The organism is Hyphomonas sp. (assembly GCF_040882205.1).
GTDB lineage: Bacteria > Pseudomonadota > Alphaproteobacteria > Caulobacterales > Hyphomonadaceae > Hyphomonas.
The window spans coordinates 1-13,795 of record NZ_JBBEBT010000301.1 but is presented as its reverse complement, the minus strand read 5'-3'; the positions used below and the strand labels follow the sequence as shown (position 1 = coordinate 13,795).

The window sequence follows — 13,795 nt, the reverse complement described above, 5'->3', positions numbered from 1 at the left end:
CGGCCGCCTGCTCTACATCAACCGCGCGGGGCTGGCCGTCCTGCAGATATCCGGCGCAGAAGACGTGCTTGGCCGTCCCTGGTGGGACCTCTGGCCCGCAGATGCCGAACCTGCGGTGCGCGAGGCTACGGAAGCGGCCGCTGCCGGCAAGATGTTCGATTTTCGGGGTTTTTGCCCGACTGTCCGGGGCGCGCCCAAATGGTGGGATGTGCGTGCCTCCCCCGTTACGGATGCCTCGGGCGAGGTTGTGCGCGTTCTCGCCGTGTCGACGGACGTGACCGACGCGGTCGCCAACCGGAAGATGTACGAGACCATCGCCCTCGAAATGCGCCACCGGCTGAAGAACGCCTTCGCCGTGGCCAGCGCCATCACGAAGATCAGCGCGCGCACTGCGCCTGACAATCAGCAGCTCGCCGAGCAGCTGGTCAACCGCTTCTCCTCTCTGGCGATCGCCCAGTCGAAACTGGTGGATGCCGCCAACGATTTTCCGCTCCGGGAACTGGTCTCTGATCTCGTCAGCGCGGCCGGCGTCGGCGACGAAACCTTTGATGTATGCGGCCTGCCGGACACCCGGGTTGATGAAACCGGGATGCGGGTCATCGCTGTCGTGATCGGCGAGCTGACCACCAACTCCCTGAAGTACGGCGCGATGCGCGCCGGTGCAGCTGTCCAGTGCAAGGGCATTCTCGACAATGGCTGGCTGCACATGACCTGGCGCGAAGCGTTGGAGCCTGCGGACACGGAGGAAACGGAATGGAGTTCCTCCACCAATACCGGCCTGACCGTAATGAAGCGGATCGTGATGTCGGGCGGGGGCGAGATCGACCGCGAAATGACGAAAGGTCACCTGACGGTGCGCTTCTCGCTGCCGCATGCCGCGCCGCAGGACGCAGCCAGCTGACGCTTTGAACACAGCACAGAAAGAAACCGCCACCCGGTTCTACCGGGTGGCGGCCGACGCCTGGTCATTCAGGGGGGCAAGCATGACCAGCGTCTTGTCCTCAACGGCTTCAGGAGGGAAGGGGCCGCCGGGAAAGGATGGGGAAACGGCGCAGGTCACCGCCTTCTGTCGGTTACCGGATATGTCCGGATCTGAACTATCAACGCCGCGTATCTTCATGCGTTCCAGTCGCGCGCAAATAGTTCACTGCGAAAAAGGGGCGCAGTGAACTGCGCCCCTCCGAACTGCAATGCAGAGATACCTGCGTCAGGTAATGCCTCGTCCGCGGATCGCCCGCATGACGACGGTCAGGACCAGCAGGACCAGTAAGACGAAGAACAGGAACTGCGCGATACCTGCAGCTGTGCCAGCGATGCCGCCGAAACCGAGAAGTGCGGCAACGATTGCCAGCACGAAGAATGTGAGCGCCCAACCGAGCATAGTAGCCTCCATTTTTCACGCCTGATCATTCAGGCTGTCGATGAAATTACAAGCGACACGGGCCACGTAAGGTTCCGGCTCCCTTCACACATTCGGTTCGCCTGATGCAGTTTACGGAATGGTCCGTCATCGGAGTATTCCGGTGAAGCAGGAAAACTGGCGAGCCCTCAAGGAGCTCGCCAGCCGCCATTCCCGAAGGCGCTTTCGCGCCTGAGGAACCTCTCTTGTTGCTATCGGCGCGTCAGCAGGCCGACCAGTATGCCAACACCGGCTGCCAGGCCAATCGCGGCAAGGGGACGCGCACGCACCTTGTCTTCCGCCTTCGCCTTCGCACCGCGAACCTTCTGCACCGTAATGGCAGCCCGTTCAGTCACACGTTGCTGGACGTGTTCGCCGAAGTTCGAGGCAGAGGATTTGACTGCAGAAACGAAGTTGCGGGCCGCCTCCTGCGCTTCTTGAAGATCCTGCTTTACCGCGCGAGCGGCGACCGCCTTCTGATCTTTTCCGTTTCCGGGTCCGCCAGAGCGCGTTCCAGATTGTGCCGTAGCCATGGGAATCTCCTTGCGTTGGTATCGTTCAATGAACGGATGCGCCGGAAAAAGGTTCCTCAAGCCGCCTCAGGTCTCCTCGATGGCCGCCTCTGTCCGGAAGAACAAGGCCTGGCTGATGGCAGCCTTCACTGTGTCGTCCTGGAATGGCTTGGTGATCAGATACGTCGGTTCTGGCCGCTCACCCGTGAGCAAGCGTTCCGGAAATGCGGTGATGAAGATCACCGGAACGTCGATTTCTGTCAGGATGTCCTGAATGGCATCAATGCCCGAAGAGTTATCCGCCAGCTGAACATCACAGAGGATCAGCCCGGGCTTCACGCGGCGGGCCATCTCGACCGCTTGCCTGCGCGTCGTTGCGCCGCCGGCAAACTTGTGTCCCATATCCTCAACCAGATGCGCAAGGTCGGCAGCGATGATCGGTTCGTCCTCGATGATCAGCACCGACGTCGCAAGCTGCTTCTCGATCTCGCGGTGTGCGGCGTCCAGCAGCGCTTCCAGCTCGACAATGGTCCTGTCCAGGATCTCGCAGGCTTGCGCGCGCGTGAAGCCCTCGAGGGTGGTCAGAAGGAAGGCCTGGCGCTCAACAGGAGCAAGTTTGCGCAGGCGCGATTCAGGTGCCGATACGCCGGATTTCATGCCGCCTTCGAGATGGGCGCCGGTCGTTGACCAGATTGCGTGGAAAAACTTGTACAGCGTGACCCGCGCCGACGACGCCGTCTTGATCTGACCTGGGTCTTCCTTCAGGGCTTCAAGGCTGGCCAGTATATAGGCATCGCCGCTCTGCTGCGTACCGGTAAGGGCCCGCGCGTAGGGTCTCAGAAAAGGGAGATGCGGCTTGAACTGCGCAATCATCGACATGGGGAACCTCCTGCGGACATCTGCGAATAAACGTCCAACGGGGCAGATGGTTGCATTCCGCAAAAAATTTTCTTCGGGTTTGGCTGTTTTCTCCGGAACCATCGTGCCCACAGCGCGTTTGTGGCATGACTATGGTCATATCTGGCGGATTTTCAGAACTGAGCATGCTTGACGGGGTTAGAGGAATTACGATGAGCGAAACCGGTAAACATAACAAGAAGCCCGAGGACTCGCCCCGAAACCGCCGCCTCGGGAACCGCGCGATCGGGGATAAGTTGCGCCAGATGTATGAAGGTGTGGTGGCTGAATCGGTGCCTGACGAATTCCTGCAACTGCTGGACGAGGCTGAAGCCAGGGAACACGACGCCAACCGGGCGGCTGGCGGCGAGACATGATGGCTGGGTCCGCCCTTTCGACCGCGGAGTTCAAGAAGGCTCTGCTTGAATCCGTCCCGCACCTGCGCGCCTTCGCGCGAAGCCTTTGCAACGACGCGACTGCAGCCGATGACCTCGTGCAGGACACGATGCTGCGCGCCTGGAAGGCCCGGGATAGCTACGCCGCCAATACAAGTTTCCGCGCCTGGTCATTCACGATCCTGCGCAATGTTTTCTATTCTGAAAAGCGCCGGTCCTGGCGTTCAACTGAACTTTCCCCCGAAATTGCCGAACGTACGCTTGTCTCAGCAGACAATCCTGCCAAGGGGGTAGAGCTGGTCGAATTGCGCAACGCGCTCGATCACCTGCCGGACGACCAGCGTGAGGCGATCATCCTCGTCGGCGCCGGCGGCATGGCCTATGAAGAAGCTGCACAAATTGTCGGCTGCGCCGTTGGCACTATCAAGAGCCGTGTCAGCCGCGCCCGGAAGGCGCTGGCTGCAATGCTCGACGGCGATATGGCGCTTACGCGTGTAGCGGGCGCGCCGGTAATCGTTTCCGGTGAAGGGGCTTTCAGGAATATCATGGATCAGTTCACCGCTTTGAGTCGGGAAAGCTGATGGCCGACGAATCCGCAAGGGTTCAGCCAATCCGGAAGATGAGTCTGCGCAGGCAGGTGATCATCGCGATGGCGCTTGCGTTAAGCCCGCTCCTTATTCTCGGCGGCCTGCGTGCCCTCGCCGAGCAGGATGCGATTCGCCAGCAGCGATACCAGGAGCTCGTAGAAGTTTCCCGTGAGGGCATGTCATCCGTCAACGCCGCAATCCAGGCCTCACGTCTCGCCTTGCGCATGGTCAGTGTCGATGAGCGCCAGCCCTCCTGCACCCAGATCGGCGAGAACATGAGGACCATGGAGCTGCCAATCCGGAATGTCCTGCGATTCAACGCAGACGGACAGGTCATCTGCGCCTACATTGGTGAAAGCCTGATCGGCCAGTCCATCCCGGATCCGGAATGGAACGAGCGGCTGCGCAAGGGAATGGACCAGATTGAATCCTCCGCCTTTCCCGGCATGGCGCTCGGCGAGCCCGTCATCTGGCTCGTCCGGCGAACGGCAGACGCCGGCGGAAACTATACCGGGTCTATCGCCTTAACCGTTGGCCTTCAGCAACTTTCCGAGCGCTTTCCGGACGTCAAATCCACCACCGGCCTCAAGCAGGCGGTGGTCACGGCCAACGGCGCCGTCGTCGGTTCGGACCTGATCAGCAGCCTGCCGGTAGAGTGGCTCAGCAACGAAGCCATCCTCGAACGCAGCGTCCGTGAAGTGGTGCTCCCTCAAGGTCGCCGTCTCGACGTCGTGATCACGCCGGTCGCGGCCGAGGGCGTGTTGATGTTGACGCCGTCCTCTTCTCAGCAGGCGAAACGTTTCGATACGTTGATCGTGCTGATGATTCCGCTGCTGGCCTATCTGGCTGCGCTCCTCGCCTCGACCTGGATCATCGACATTCTGGTCCTGCGCTGGCTTGAACGCCTGCGTCTTCGCATTTCGGACATGCGCCGGAATGATGAAGTCACGCCGCTTTCATCTGATCTGGCGGGCGCTGCGTACGAGCTTCAGCAACTTGCCCGCGCCTTCGACGCTCTCACCCAGAGTGTTGCCCTCCATGAGGCCAACCATGTCCAGGCACTCAACCGCATGAAGGGTGCGTTCCGCGAGACGCATCACAGGGTGAAGAACAACCTTCAGGTCATGCTCAGCATGCTGAAACTGCAGGGGCGCGGTGAGCAACGTCCCGAGACCCAGCACGCCTTGCGGCTCGCGGCGCAGCGCGTCGCGATGATGGCCGCTGTCCATCACGCTCTGCTGAACGAGGCGCATCTTGAATTCGTTGATACGGACGACCTGGTTGACGCCATCTGCAATCAGATCCACGAACAGCAGGGCTGGGGCGAGGAAAGCCGGCACATCCGGCGCGAGGTTGATGAGGGTCCGCTGCCATCAGATCTCGCCGTGCCGCTGGCTATGTTCATACAGGAAGCCTTCGACATTCTCTGCCCGCCTTCCGCCAATGGGCTGATCGCGCACGATCTCCGGCTTCTTCTGAAGCGTGAAGAGGGTAATGTGCGGCTGCGCCTCTGCTGCGGATGGGACAAAACCCCGGGTGAAGAAACCGAACAGGAGCAGGAGGCAAACTTCTTCCTCGCGGCGTTTGCCCGTCAGCTTGATGGCAGGGTAGAAAAGCTGAATGAGGATCCCGGAAATGTCATCATTGAGTTGGTTTTCCCTGTGCCGCTGCCGGACGAAACCTGGCCCGCCTGATGCCCAAAGAAAAAGGCGCGCCCTCGTTTAGGACGCGCCCATTTCAGCGTTGATGACAGATCAGTCGCTGATGTCTTCTTTGACATCCTTTGCGGTGTCTTCGATGGCTTCGCCGCCCGCCTGGACGTCTTCACCGACCCCTTCGACCGTATTACATGCGGCCAGCAGCATGGCTGCCAGGAACATTGCACGAAATGCGATCTTACCCTTCAATTGTCACTCCTTCAGTGAGCTGCAGAAAGACTGAGAACTCCAGGTGAGACAAAAACGCCTGACCCTTCGCCGGGTTCCATCCGCCCAAGATAATTGTGCACTGTCCCAGGCCGCCAGTCCGGGACCCTTTTCCCCACGCGGCGTTGGAAGTTCAAAAGCCACTCCAACTCAGTAGAAGGCAAATGAAAACCTTCATTATTGTTGCGGCTCTGCTCGGCAGTGTTTCGCTCACCGCCTGCGACGAGCGCGCATCAGCCCCGCAAGTGCCCGCTCCCCGGCCAGAACGCTCAGTCGAACCGGTTGAGGAAGAAACCCCGCCCGCGGTCGAGACCCCGGCGCCTTATGTTGACGATATGGGCGGTGGTCTGGGCAACTTCCGTGAAGAAAATGACGCGCTCCCGGCAGATCCGGTGACCCCGCCCGCCGCGCCAGACGAGGCGGAAACGCCGCCAACAGTTCCGCCGACCTGAGCAAGCGCCGGGCCGGCGCGTTTCACGCCGGATCCTGGATGGCCTCGATGTAAGTCAGCAGGGCGTCGATATCCTCTGGCTCGAACACAAAGGGCGGCATGTCGGGATGTCCGACAAGGATGCCCTCGCCGAGCGCTTCCTCGAGATCGCGTACCGGATAACGGATCGAAATCCTGCGGAAGGGCAGGGCGTCCGGATGCGGGCTCTGGCCTGTGCGCCCAGTGGCGTGACAGCCTGAACAGAGGTTCGTCGCGAGCGTCTGCCCCGGCAGCTGCGGAGACGCCGACAGCGCCGCGCCCTCCTCTGTGGCCGGCGCGCTGGTGCATCCCGTCATTGCGCCCGACATCAAGACGATTGCGATCAGGCCGACTTTCTCTTTGTTGAACATCGCGGGAACTCCAAAAACGAAAGGCTGAGCCTTCAGTCTGCGCCAGGCCCTGTCAATCAGGACAAATGCGTGGTCCGCCGTGCTTGCCGGTTGATTAAATGTTGATTGACATTCAACTGATCTTATATGACGATCATCATATAAATTAGAGGTCAGCATCGGAGCCTTCTGTGCGCGTCACTCGGGAACAGGCAGAGCAGAACTGCCTCACCGTCCTAAGGTCTGGCGTCCGTCTGTTTCGTGAGCGGGGCTTTGAGCGCGTCGGTATCGCCGACATCATGCGCGACGCCGGGCTAACCTACGGCGCCCTGCACGTGCAGGTCAGATGGTAGCGTTTACGGCGGCGCTGGAGCGCGGCGATGTTGCGGCCTCGGAGCAAGGCACGGCTTGGAGGCGGGGCCCTGTGCCAGGGGAATTTCCGGAGCGTGACCGGGAAGCACGCGGGATCGCAGCGTGGCCGCACTGCGTGCGGGTTGGCGGTTGAGAGGAAGATGCAAGGCGCCGGCTTATGCACGGGGCTCAGCGGGCGCATGATGAGAAGCAGGCACCGCAGGATTTGTATAAGCTTACTGGGGTCACGGATCCTGGATGCAGAGCCAGTGTGTGCTCAGCGGGCCGGGCGCAGCGGCGATGAGCGCAGCCTCGTCATGCCCGCACGATCGCACGGGTCCGGACCCAGCCGCAATCGCGGGCCGATATTTCAGCGGCTGCGCTCCCCCCCCCGTGCATAGCGCCGGAGTTATGCAGGAAAGCGGCGGTTCAGGCGCCCGTGAGCGAGAATTTTTCTGTTGGGAGGGGCGCGAAGGCGCCGTCTGCATAGCTGAAGGGAGAAATGGTGACGCCCTCGGCGGCGATCTCGAGGACATTGTAGCTGGGCGGTGCGAGGCGCAGGCGATGTGAGAGTGTACCGGCGGAGACGGCGAGGTAGCTGTGCTTACCGGAATGGACCCGTTCGGCATGGGGTGTGTGGACATGGCCGGTCATCAGCAGCTGGAAGGGGCTGCCGGCAAGGCGGGCGCTTGCGACTTCGCCGCGGCGCGTGCGGGTACGCAGGCCAGCGTCCTTCAGGTGGGTGAACGGATGGTGGCAGACCATGATCGCTACATCGTCCGGCTTTGTCTCATGTGTGAGCAGGTCTTCAAGATGGGTGAGATTGACAGAGCCCTCGGCCCAGTTGGTGCGCGATTGCCAGCCGCGCGCTGTATTCAGCGGCAGCAGCCGGGCACGGCCGGCGCGCAAAGGCCGCGTGAGGTCCCCGAAATGCTCCGTATACCGCGCAAACGGCTTCAGCAGGCGATGGCCGGCGTCGAGGAGGGGCGTGTCATGGTTTCCGGGCACGACGATGGCTGGCAGGCCTTGCGCATCCACCCAGTCCCGCGCACCGCGAAACTCCTCGCGTGAGCCGCGCTGGGTGAGATCGCCGCTGACGACGAGGGCGGCGCCCTGCTGCTGGCGGATAGAGTCTGTGGCCGCTTCCAGCAAGGCTTCACTGGTTGCGCCAATATGAATGTCTGCGACGTGGATAAGCTTCATGAGACCGGCTTGGCGCGGTGGACCCGGGCTGAATTTGGCACAAGACGGAACTCGCAGATGGCCGGCAGCTCGATGGGTTCCCCGTCGATGGTGGCGGGGATGGGTTCGCCGTGGACGTCTTCAAGGGTGACGGTAGTGGCGACTTCGACGGTGACGTCTGCGGCGTCGCGCCAGCCCTTGAGGAGCGACTGGACGGCGACGCTGACGAGTTGCAGCTGTGAACCGGGATCGAACCCGGCGACGTCAAAGCGGGGGCGGCGTTCGCCCGCGAGGACGACTGCGCCCGCGGCGGCGAGGGTTTTGACGCTGCGCGCGCCGACGCGGGAGCGGAAGTCGAGACGGGTTTCCATGTCGAACACCTGGTTCTTCGCGGCGGCGCCGATGGCTGCGAGGAAGGCGCCCTTGCGGACAAGTTCGCGGCTTTCGCTGAGCGCGGTGACGCGGCCAGCCATTACGGCGACATAGAAGCGGTGGCCTTCGGTCTCGCCGGCGGCCCAGGGTACGATCTCCGGATCGGTGAGCGCCGAAGTGAGAATGTCCTGCCAATCGGTGCGGCCGTGATGGAGGCGCTGGTGGAGCATGTTCATCGTGCCGCCGGGCAGGGCAAGGACGGGCGGGCCGTCCGGTCCGGAGATGCTCATGGCGCAGTTGGCGCTGCCGTCGCCGCCCCAGGCGATGAGACAGTCGGCGCCCTTGTCAACGGCGCGGCGGATCGTGTCTTTCAGGTCGCCTTCGCCGAACGGGACCACATCGCCATCATAGCCAAGCTCGGAGAGGGCATTCTGCAGGGCCTCGCCGCCATCCCTGGGGACACAACCGGACTTGAGGTTTACGAGGGCAACGATCTTCTTCATGCGCGCTCCGGTGCGTGTGCCGCTGCGCACGAGGCGCGGGGCATGCGTGTCAATCAGGCCGGCGAGGATGTTTGTTCAAATCTTCCCCCCCGCATCGGTCTGAACTCACGAGCGCGGAAAAGGTTACATCTGTGTACAGATATTAATTTTCGGAAACCGGGGAACTTATCCGGGAATCTCTACACGCCATCGCTGCGGGCAAGGGCTTCGCGGTGCTTGCTGATCTGGCGTTCGAGCAGCGGCTTGCCGGCGGGCGTGGCCGAGGCGGACAGGATCAGGGCATATCCGAGTGAGGCCGAAGGAAGGAGCTCGCGCGTGGGGAGTGTGCCCATGGCCCAGCTGAGCATGATGCCGTTGCCGAGATGGGACAGCGTGCGCTCAAGCATTTCGACCGGCACGCCGGTGTGCAGGAGGCCTTCCTCCTGTGCGCAGCTGAGCAGCCAGCGCCATGCGGCGCGGGTCTGTTCCTGGCGCTCGGGCGTGGCGAGGCCGGTATTGTCCTCGCCGTTGGTGTCGAGCAGGGCCTTCCAGAGGGGGCGGTAGAAATCCGGGTCCTGGATGAAATAGCCGGTGCCAAGGGCGTGGGCCTCGAAAAGGCGGTCGATGGCGTTATCCACTTTGAGTGAATTGAAGCGGTGGAGGAAGTCACGTTCGTCCTCGAGCACGGCCATGACGACGGCGCGCTTAGATCCGAAGAGATTGTACGGCGTGGCGATGCTGACTTCGGCGCGTTGGGCGATCATCCGCATGGAGAGGTTCGTGTCGCCTGTCTCGCGAATGAGATCACGGGCGGCGCGCACGATTTTCAGGCGGCGGTCGGCCTTCGCCTGTTCGCGCCGGCCGACATCGGAGAGCGTCGCGGGATCGGTCATGCGGCAAGGCGCGTTTCTTCAGGGGTGTGGATGAGGTCGGCCTGGTAGTCGAGATTGAGGGAATGCATCATTTCCTGACGTTCCGGCCCGGCGCTCGGCGGATAGGCGGCCGCATTGAGGCGCTTGCCGCGTGCCCAGTAGTAGAGGACGGTGGCGAGATTGTTCGGCTTGCCGAGCCATTTGTCGGGGTGTTCGAGCATATGGAAGCCGCGCATGGCTTCGCGCAGAAGGCGGACATCGGACCGCACGGCGATGCGGATGCCGTCATCGACGAAGCTCTGTAACAGCTTCGCCTTGAACTTTGGCTTGAAGCCGGGCGTGAGCGTTTCGCGGGCGCGCTTGATGGCGGACCGGTCCTGCCGGCGCTGGGTGAGGTAGAAGGGGCGCAGTTCCGCTTCGAGCCGCTGGTGGAGCAGGTGGGCGCGCTGGGCGGGGTCGGTGGTTTCGTCGAGCGTCTTGCGCAGAAGCTGAGCGCCAACGGCAGCGAAGGAGCAGCCGCGGCCATAGAGCGGGTTGGTTCGGATCAGCGTGTCGCCCAGGGCGAAGTAGCCGCGCGTGGCGGGCTTTCCGTCGACAACGAGTTCGCGCCAGCGGCTGACGAGATTTCCCATGCCGAAGACCTTGCTGGCTGGCTCGGAGCGCGTATCGTTCGTCCACGGATTAAGACCGGGCAGGTTCAGCGTGATCTGGTGGAAGATTTCGGGGTTGAGGATAGACTTGCGCAGTTCGAGTTCGACTTCCGGGAGAGCGACGGTGATGGAGAAATTACCATTGTCGCCCGGGAAGACGCCGTATTTAAGGTAGCCGAGGTCGCCGCTGGCGGGCGGGTGTTCGTTGCGGTCGGGCTCGGGCTGGCCAGGTCTCAGGCGGTAATGCCTGGTGAAATAGAGGATGCCGGCATCCTCCTTTTCCTCGCGGACATTTGCGCCTTCCTCGACGAGCTGGTCATAGGTGAACCCGTTCTTGCCGGTTGTGTCGACGATGACATCGGCGGTGAGCGTGACGCCGGCGCCGTCCTGCTCGCCAGTGACGCCGGTGACATCGATGACGCCGTCAGCGGCTTTCGAGGTGACGAGGCGCCTGACGAGGAAGCCAGAGCGCAGGGTGACGTTACCGAGCGTTTCGGCATATCGGCGCATGGCATATTCCAACGTCGTACGGCGACTTGTGATGAAGGTGAGTTCCTCGTCCTGCGGCAGGGCAGTGTAGCGTGCCTGCTGGGGCGGAGTGAGCATATTGTCAAATGTCAGTTCACGGACACCGAGGGCCTTCAGCTGCTCCAGCAGCTGGGGATGCTCCGCCTTCATGATAGTGCGCAGGCGCGCAAGGAAGGCGTGGCTCTGGCGGACCTGACCGACGCCGGTGCGGCGCCAGTCGCGGAAGAGCTGGTCAGGGTCATGGCTTTCGACCGGGCCGTCCCGCTCGAGCAGGGTTACGGGGCGCCCGCTGGGGGCAAGCATCAGGGCCGTGCAGAGGCCGCCAATTCCGGCGCCGATGACGATGACTGTTTCATTTGTGGACATGGAGCGTGGCCGTTCAATCGATCTGCTTGAGAAATTCCAGGATGGCGTCGTTGACCGCTTCCGGTGCTTCCTGCTGGGTCCAGTGGCCGATGCCGGGGATCATGCGGTTGATGCGCAGGTCCTTGACGAAGTGGGGCATCATCTCGATGCCGGCCGCGGCCATCATCACGACACCGTCATTTGTTCCGGCGACATACATTGCAGGCTGGAGGATCTCGGTCGGGGCGTCCTTCGTGAGTTCCCAGTAGAGATCGTGGTTGCGGTAATAGTTTATCGGCCCCCGCATGCCGGATCGGGCGAACTCGCCGGCGAAGAAATCTAGGTTTGCCTGCGTCAGCCATTTCGGGAGGGCCTTTGGCTCCGGCATGTTGGTGAACATATCGTCATGCTCGCTCTTGCCCGGAAGTGAGGCGAGGTTCGTTTCCCCGCCGCCGAGCACCAGGAATTTTTTCAGGCAAAGACGGATGTCGCCTTCGAATTCGGCCTCAGCGATGCCGGGTTCCTGGAAATAGAGCTGGTAAAAGAACTGGCCCCTGAACATTTCGCGCAGCATCGGCATCGGCTGGACAGGCGAGCGCGGCATGAAGGGGACCGATAGTCCGCCAACGGCGCGCACGACATCCGGATGGTTCAGCGCGCAAGCCCAGGCGGTGGGCGCGCCCCAGTCATGGCCGATGAGGACGGCTTTGTCATAGCCGAGCGCGGGGATCAGTTCGATGATGTCCTTGACGACTTCGGACTGGCAATAGGCCGCTATCTCTGCGGGAATGTCGCTCTTGCCATAGCCGCGCATGTCAGGCGCGACGACATGGTAGCCCGCCGCCGCCAGGGGCGCGAACTGGTGACGCCAGGAATACCAGGACTCCGGAAACCCGTGGAGCAACAGCACGAGGGGGCCTTTGCCCGCCTCGGCGATGTTCAGGGAAATTCCGTTGGTGGCAACCCGGCGCTGTGTGACGCCCGGCCAGCTCATGCAGCCGCCATCGGGCGGGTGTCCTGCTTCTCGCCGGGCAGGATGGCACCGCGCGTATCGCCATTATAGCCAGCGCCCGCCGTCCAGGCGACGCCGCCGCCGACGATAACGGTATCGACGCCGAGGGCATCGCGCACATAGCGGCTGCCATCGCCGGGAACGTCCTGCACGTATTCCTCCTCGCCGCGATTGATCGTCTGCGGATCAAAGATGACGATGTCGGCGACATAGCCTTTCTGCAGCAGGCCGCGCTCCGGGATGCCCCAGATGGAAGCCGTGTCGGACGTGATTTTCTTGACGGCGGACTCGATGGTCATGGCGTTCAGGTCACGGACGAAGTGGGCGAACAGATAGCCGGTGTCGCCATAGGTAGAGAAAGAGAGGATATGGGCGCCGCCATCGCTGGCGCCGATATGGACGCGGGGGTGTTTCAGAAGGGCGGCGACGCGCTCGTCAGAATTGTGACCCATGTCAGCGGCGAGGAAGTGGGCGTCGAGATTTTCCTCGATGGAGAGGTCGATCATCACATCGATGGGTGTGGTGGCCCGGGCGGCTGCAATTTCGCCGACGGTCATGCCGACATACTTCTGGTTGGCTTCTGTCTGAACGTGGCGCAGGCGCAGGTTTGGCCAGAGGGCAGCGTAGACGGCGGCTTCGGCGACGAGTTTCGCGCGCGTTGCCCCATCCCTGAAGGCGGCCACGATCTGCTCGGGCGTGCCGAAGCGCATGATACGGTACCAGCCGGGCAGGCGGATGAAGAGCAGGCTCGGCACTGCGAAGCAGAAGCTGATGTCGATGGGCCGGGTTTGCACCTGCGGCCAGACGCGGGAACCGCGCGCAAACTGCTCGTCGACGCGGCGCATGATGCGGTCGATGGCGTCGGCATTGTCCGCGTTGACGAAGAGCGGCGAGAAGGTGGTCGCGATTGCGTATTTCAGCGAGATCTCTGCCAGCTGGTCGAGGCGGGCGATGGTGAGGTCGGCGTCGTAGAATTCCGGCACGATCTGGAGAATGCGGCCATACTCACCGAGGACGCTGGCGAGGGCTTCGACTTCACCGGGATCGGCGTAGCGGCTCGGCACGGGCTGGAGTTTTTCGTCCATGTCCACATAGCTCGTGGAGAGGCCGATGGCGCCGGCATCGAGACATTCGCGCAGGACGCCCTGCATCGCTGTGATCTCTTCCGGCGTGGCGGTGCGCTCCATGGCCGCGTCGCCCATCACCCAGAGGCGGATAACCGAGTGACCGACGAGCGGGGCGACGTTGATGGCGAGGCCCTTGCGGATGCGCGTGATGTATTCGGAGAAGGTTTCCCAGTCCCAGACAACGCCTTCCTTAAACGCCTTGTAGGGCATCTCTTCGATCTGGTTGAACATGCCTACCAGCTTCATGCGGAACTCGGCCTTCAGCGGCGCGAGGGAGAGCGAGCAGTTGCCGGGCACGATGGTGGTGACGCCATGGGAGAGGGCGGGCTTTGCATAGCCA

Annotated in this window: 17 protein-coding genes; 6 read left to right on the top strand and 11 right to left on the bottom strand. The window is 62.4% G+C overall.

What is annotated here, in order from left to right; genetic code table 11:
* Nucleotides 1–901, top strand: a 901-nt coding sequence (locus WEA77_RS12965; protein ID WP_368068299.1) for a PAS domain-containing protein, incomplete at its 5' end; no start/stop codon positions are given.
* Between the two features lie 306 nt (nucleotides 902–1,207).
* Here WEA77_RS12965 and WEA77_RS12960 read toward each other — a convergent pair.
* From WEA77_RS12960 to WEA77_RS12950, 3 genes are all read right to left on the bottom strand, one after another.
* Nucleotides 1,208–1,381, bottom strand: a complete 174-nt coding sequence (locus WEA77_RS12960) for a DUF1328 domain-containing protein (protein WP_368068301.1) — start codon at nucleotides 1,379–1,381, stop codon at nucleotides 1,208–1,210.
* A 230-nt stretch (nucleotides 1,382–1,611) separates the two neighbouring features.
* Nucleotides 1,612–1,992: a YqjD family protein gene (locus tag WEA77_RS12955; RefSeq protein WP_368068298.1), complete on the bottom strand. Its 381-nt coding sequence runs from the start codon at nucleotides 1,990–1,992 to the stop codon at nucleotides 1,612–1,614.
* Between the two features lie 6 nt (nucleotides 1,993–1,998).
* A complete protein-coding gene (locus WEA77_RS12950; protein WP_368068297.1) occupies nucleotides 1,999–2,790 on the bottom strand; it encodes a response regulator in 792 nt (263 codons plus the stop codon).
* A 191-nt stretch (nucleotides 2,791–2,981) separates the two neighbouring features.
* Here WEA77_RS12950 and WEA77_RS12945 point away from each other — a divergent pair, with 191 nt between their 5' ends.
* The 3 genes from WEA77_RS12945 to WEA77_RS12935 are packed head-to-tail and all read left to right on the top strand — an operon-like array spanning nucleotide 2,982 to nucleotide 5,484.
* The gene (locus tag WEA77_RS12945; RefSeq protein WP_368068296.1) at nucleotides 2,982–3,185 is read left to right on the top strand and encodes a NepR family anti-sigma factor; all 204 of its coding nucleotides are present in this window, start codon (nucleotides 2,982–2,984) and stop codon (nucleotides 3,183–3,185) included.
* A complete protein-coding gene (locus WEA77_RS12940; RefSeq protein WP_368068295.1) occupies nucleotides 3,182–3,784 on the top strand; it encodes a sigma-70 family RNA polymerase sigma factor in 603 nt (200 codons plus the stop codon). The genes WEA77_RS12945 and WEA77_RS12940 overlap by 4 nt, the downstream gene beginning before the upstream one ends.
* Entirely contained in the window at nucleotides 3,784–5,484 is a 1,701-nt protein-coding gene (locus WEA77_RS12935; RefSeq protein ID WP_368068294.1) for a sensor histidine kinase, read from the top strand. The genes WEA77_RS12940 and WEA77_RS12935 overlap by 1 nt, the downstream gene beginning before the upstream one ends.
* Before the next feature lie 60 nt (nucleotides 5,485–5,544).
* Here WEA77_RS12935 and WEA77_RS12930 read toward each other — a convergent pair whose 3' ends face one another.
* Nucleotides 5,545–5,670 carry an entericidin A/B family lipoprotein gene (locus WEA77_RS12930; RefSeq protein ID WP_368068300.1) on the bottom strand — a complete coding sequence of 42 codons (126 nt, stop codon included), beginning with the start codon at nucleotides 5,668–5,670 and terminating at the stop codon, nucleotides 5,545–5,547.
* Between the two features lie 209 nt (nucleotides 5,671–5,879).
* Here WEA77_RS12930 and WEA77_RS12925 point away from each other — a divergent pair, with 209 nt between their 5' ends.
* The gene (locus WEA77_RS12925) at nucleotides 5,880–6,167 is read left to right on the top strand and encodes a hypothetical protein (RefSeq protein ID WP_368068293.1); all 288 of its coding nucleotides are present in this window, start codon (nucleotides 5,880–5,882) and stop codon (nucleotides 6,165–6,167) included.
* A 22-nt stretch (nucleotides 6,168–6,189) separates the two neighbouring features.
* On the opposite strand, the gene WEA77_RS12920 is transcribed toward WEA77_RS12925, so the two are convergent.
* Nucleotides 6,190–6,555 carry a cytochrome c gene (locus WEA77_RS12920; RefSeq protein ID WP_368068292.1) on the bottom strand — a complete coding sequence of 122 codons (366 nt, stop codon included), beginning with the start codon at nucleotides 6,553–6,555 and terminating at the stop codon, nucleotides 6,190–6,192.
* Nucleotides 6,556–6,725: 170 nt separating this feature from the next.
* On the opposite strand from WEA77_RS12920, the gene WEA77_RS12915 reads away from it, so the two are divergent.
* Nucleotides 6,726–6,887 (top strand): TetR family transcriptional regulator, encoded by a 162-nt coding sequence (locus WEA77_RS12915; RefSeq protein ID WP_368068291.1) that lies wholly within the window; start codon nucleotides 6,726–6,728, stop codon nucleotides 6,885–6,887.
* A gap of 427 nt (nucleotides 6,888–7,314) precedes the next feature.
* On the opposite strand, the gene WEA77_RS12910 is transcribed toward WEA77_RS12915, so the two are convergent.
* From WEA77_RS12910 to WEA77_RS12885, 6 genes are all read right to left on the bottom strand, one after another.
* A complete protein-coding gene (locus WEA77_RS12910) occupies nucleotides 7,315–8,088 on the bottom strand; it encodes a metallophosphoesterase (protein WP_368068290.1) in 774 nt (257 codons plus the stop codon).
* The gene (locus tag WEA77_RS12905; RefSeq protein ID WP_368068289.1) at nucleotides 8,085–8,942 is read right to left on the bottom strand and encodes a diacylglycerol kinase family protein; all 858 of its coding nucleotides are present in this window, start codon (nucleotides 8,940–8,942) and stop codon (nucleotides 8,085–8,087) included. Before WEA77_RS12905 ends, WEA77_RS12910 begins: the two co-directional genes overlap by 4 nt.
* Before the next feature lie 179 nt (nucleotides 8,943–9,121).
* Nucleotides 9,122–9,814 (bottom strand): TetR/AcrR family transcriptional regulator, encoded by a 693-nt coding sequence (locus tag WEA77_RS12900; protein ID WP_368068288.1) that lies wholly within the window; start codon nucleotides 9,812–9,814, stop codon nucleotides 9,122–9,124.
* Nucleotides 9,811–11,337: an FAD-binding protein gene (locus WEA77_RS12895; protein ID WP_368068287.1), complete on the bottom strand. Its 1,527-nt coding sequence runs from the start codon at nucleotides 11,335–11,337 to the stop codon at nucleotides 9,811–9,813. Before WEA77_RS12895 ends, WEA77_RS12900 begins: the two co-directional genes overlap by 4 nt.
* Before the next feature lie 13 nt (nucleotides 11,338–11,350).
* Nucleotides 11,351–12,310 carry an alpha/beta fold hydrolase gene (locus tag WEA77_RS12890; protein WP_368068286.1) on the bottom strand — a complete coding sequence of 320 codons (960 nt, stop codon included), beginning with the start codon at nucleotides 12,308–12,310 and terminating at the stop codon, nucleotides 11,351–11,353.
* Nucleotides 12,307–13,795 (bottom strand): amidohydrolase family protein (locus WEA77_RS12885; RefSeq protein ID WP_368068285.1); only part of this gene is annotated, 1,489 nt, incomplete at its 5' end. The genes WEA77_RS12890 and WEA77_RS12885, both read right to left, overlap by 4 nt.

Bases quoted from the DNA above. Each gene is read 5' to 3' on its own strand.
- WEA77_RS12925 (WP_368068293.1), top strand. From the start codon at position 5,880: ATGAAAACCTTCATTATTGTTGCGGCTCTGCTCGGCAGTGTTTCGCTC.
- WEA77_RS12940 (WP_368068295.1), top strand. From the start codon at position 3,182: ATGATGGCTGGGTCCGCCCTTTCGACCGCGGAGTTCAAGAAGGCTCTG.
- WEA77_RS12895 (WP_368068287.1), bottom strand. From the start codon at position 11,337: ATGTCCACAAATGAAACAGTCATCGTCATCGGCGCCGGAATTGGCGGC.
- WEA77_RS12905 (WP_368068289.1), bottom strand. From the start codon at position 8,942: ATGAAGAAGATCGTTGCCCTCGTAAACCTCAAGTCCGGTTGTGTCCCC.
- WEA77_RS12930 (WP_368068300.1), bottom strand. From the start codon at position 5,670: ATGTTCCTGGCAGCCATGCTGCTGGCCGCATGTAATACGGTCGAAGGG.
- WEA77_RS12935 (WP_368068294.1), top strand. From the start codon at position 3,784: ATGGCCGACGAATCCGCAAGGGTTCAGCCAATCCGGAAGATGAGTCTG.
- WEA77_RS12900 (WP_368068288.1), bottom strand. From the start codon at position 9,814: ATGACCGATCCCGCGACGCTCTCCGATGTCGGCCGGCGCGAACAGGCG.
- WEA77_RS12950 (WP_368068297.1), bottom strand. From the start codon at position 2,790: ATGTCGATGATTGCGCAGTTCAAGCCGCATCTCCCTTTTCTGAGACCC.
- WEA77_RS12960 (WP_368068301.1), bottom strand. From the start codon at position 1,381: ATGCTCGGTTGGGCGCTCACATTCTTCGTGCTGGCAATCGTTGCCGCA.
- WEA77_RS12945 (WP_368068296.1), top strand. From the start codon at position 2,982: ATGAGCGAAACCGGTAAACATAACAAGAAGCCCGAGGACTCGCCCCGA.
- WEA77_RS12920 (WP_368068292.1), bottom strand. From the start codon at position 6,555: ATGTTCAACAAAGAGAAAGTCGGCCTGATCGCAATCGTCTTGATGTCG.
- WEA77_RS12910 (WP_368068290.1), bottom strand. From the start codon at position 8,088: ATGAAGCTTATCCACGTCGCAGACATTCATATTGGCGCAACCAGTGAA.
- WEA77_RS12890 (WP_368068286.1), bottom strand. From the start codon at position 12,310: ATGAGCTGGCCGGGCGTCACACAGCGCCGGGTTGCCACCAACGGAATT.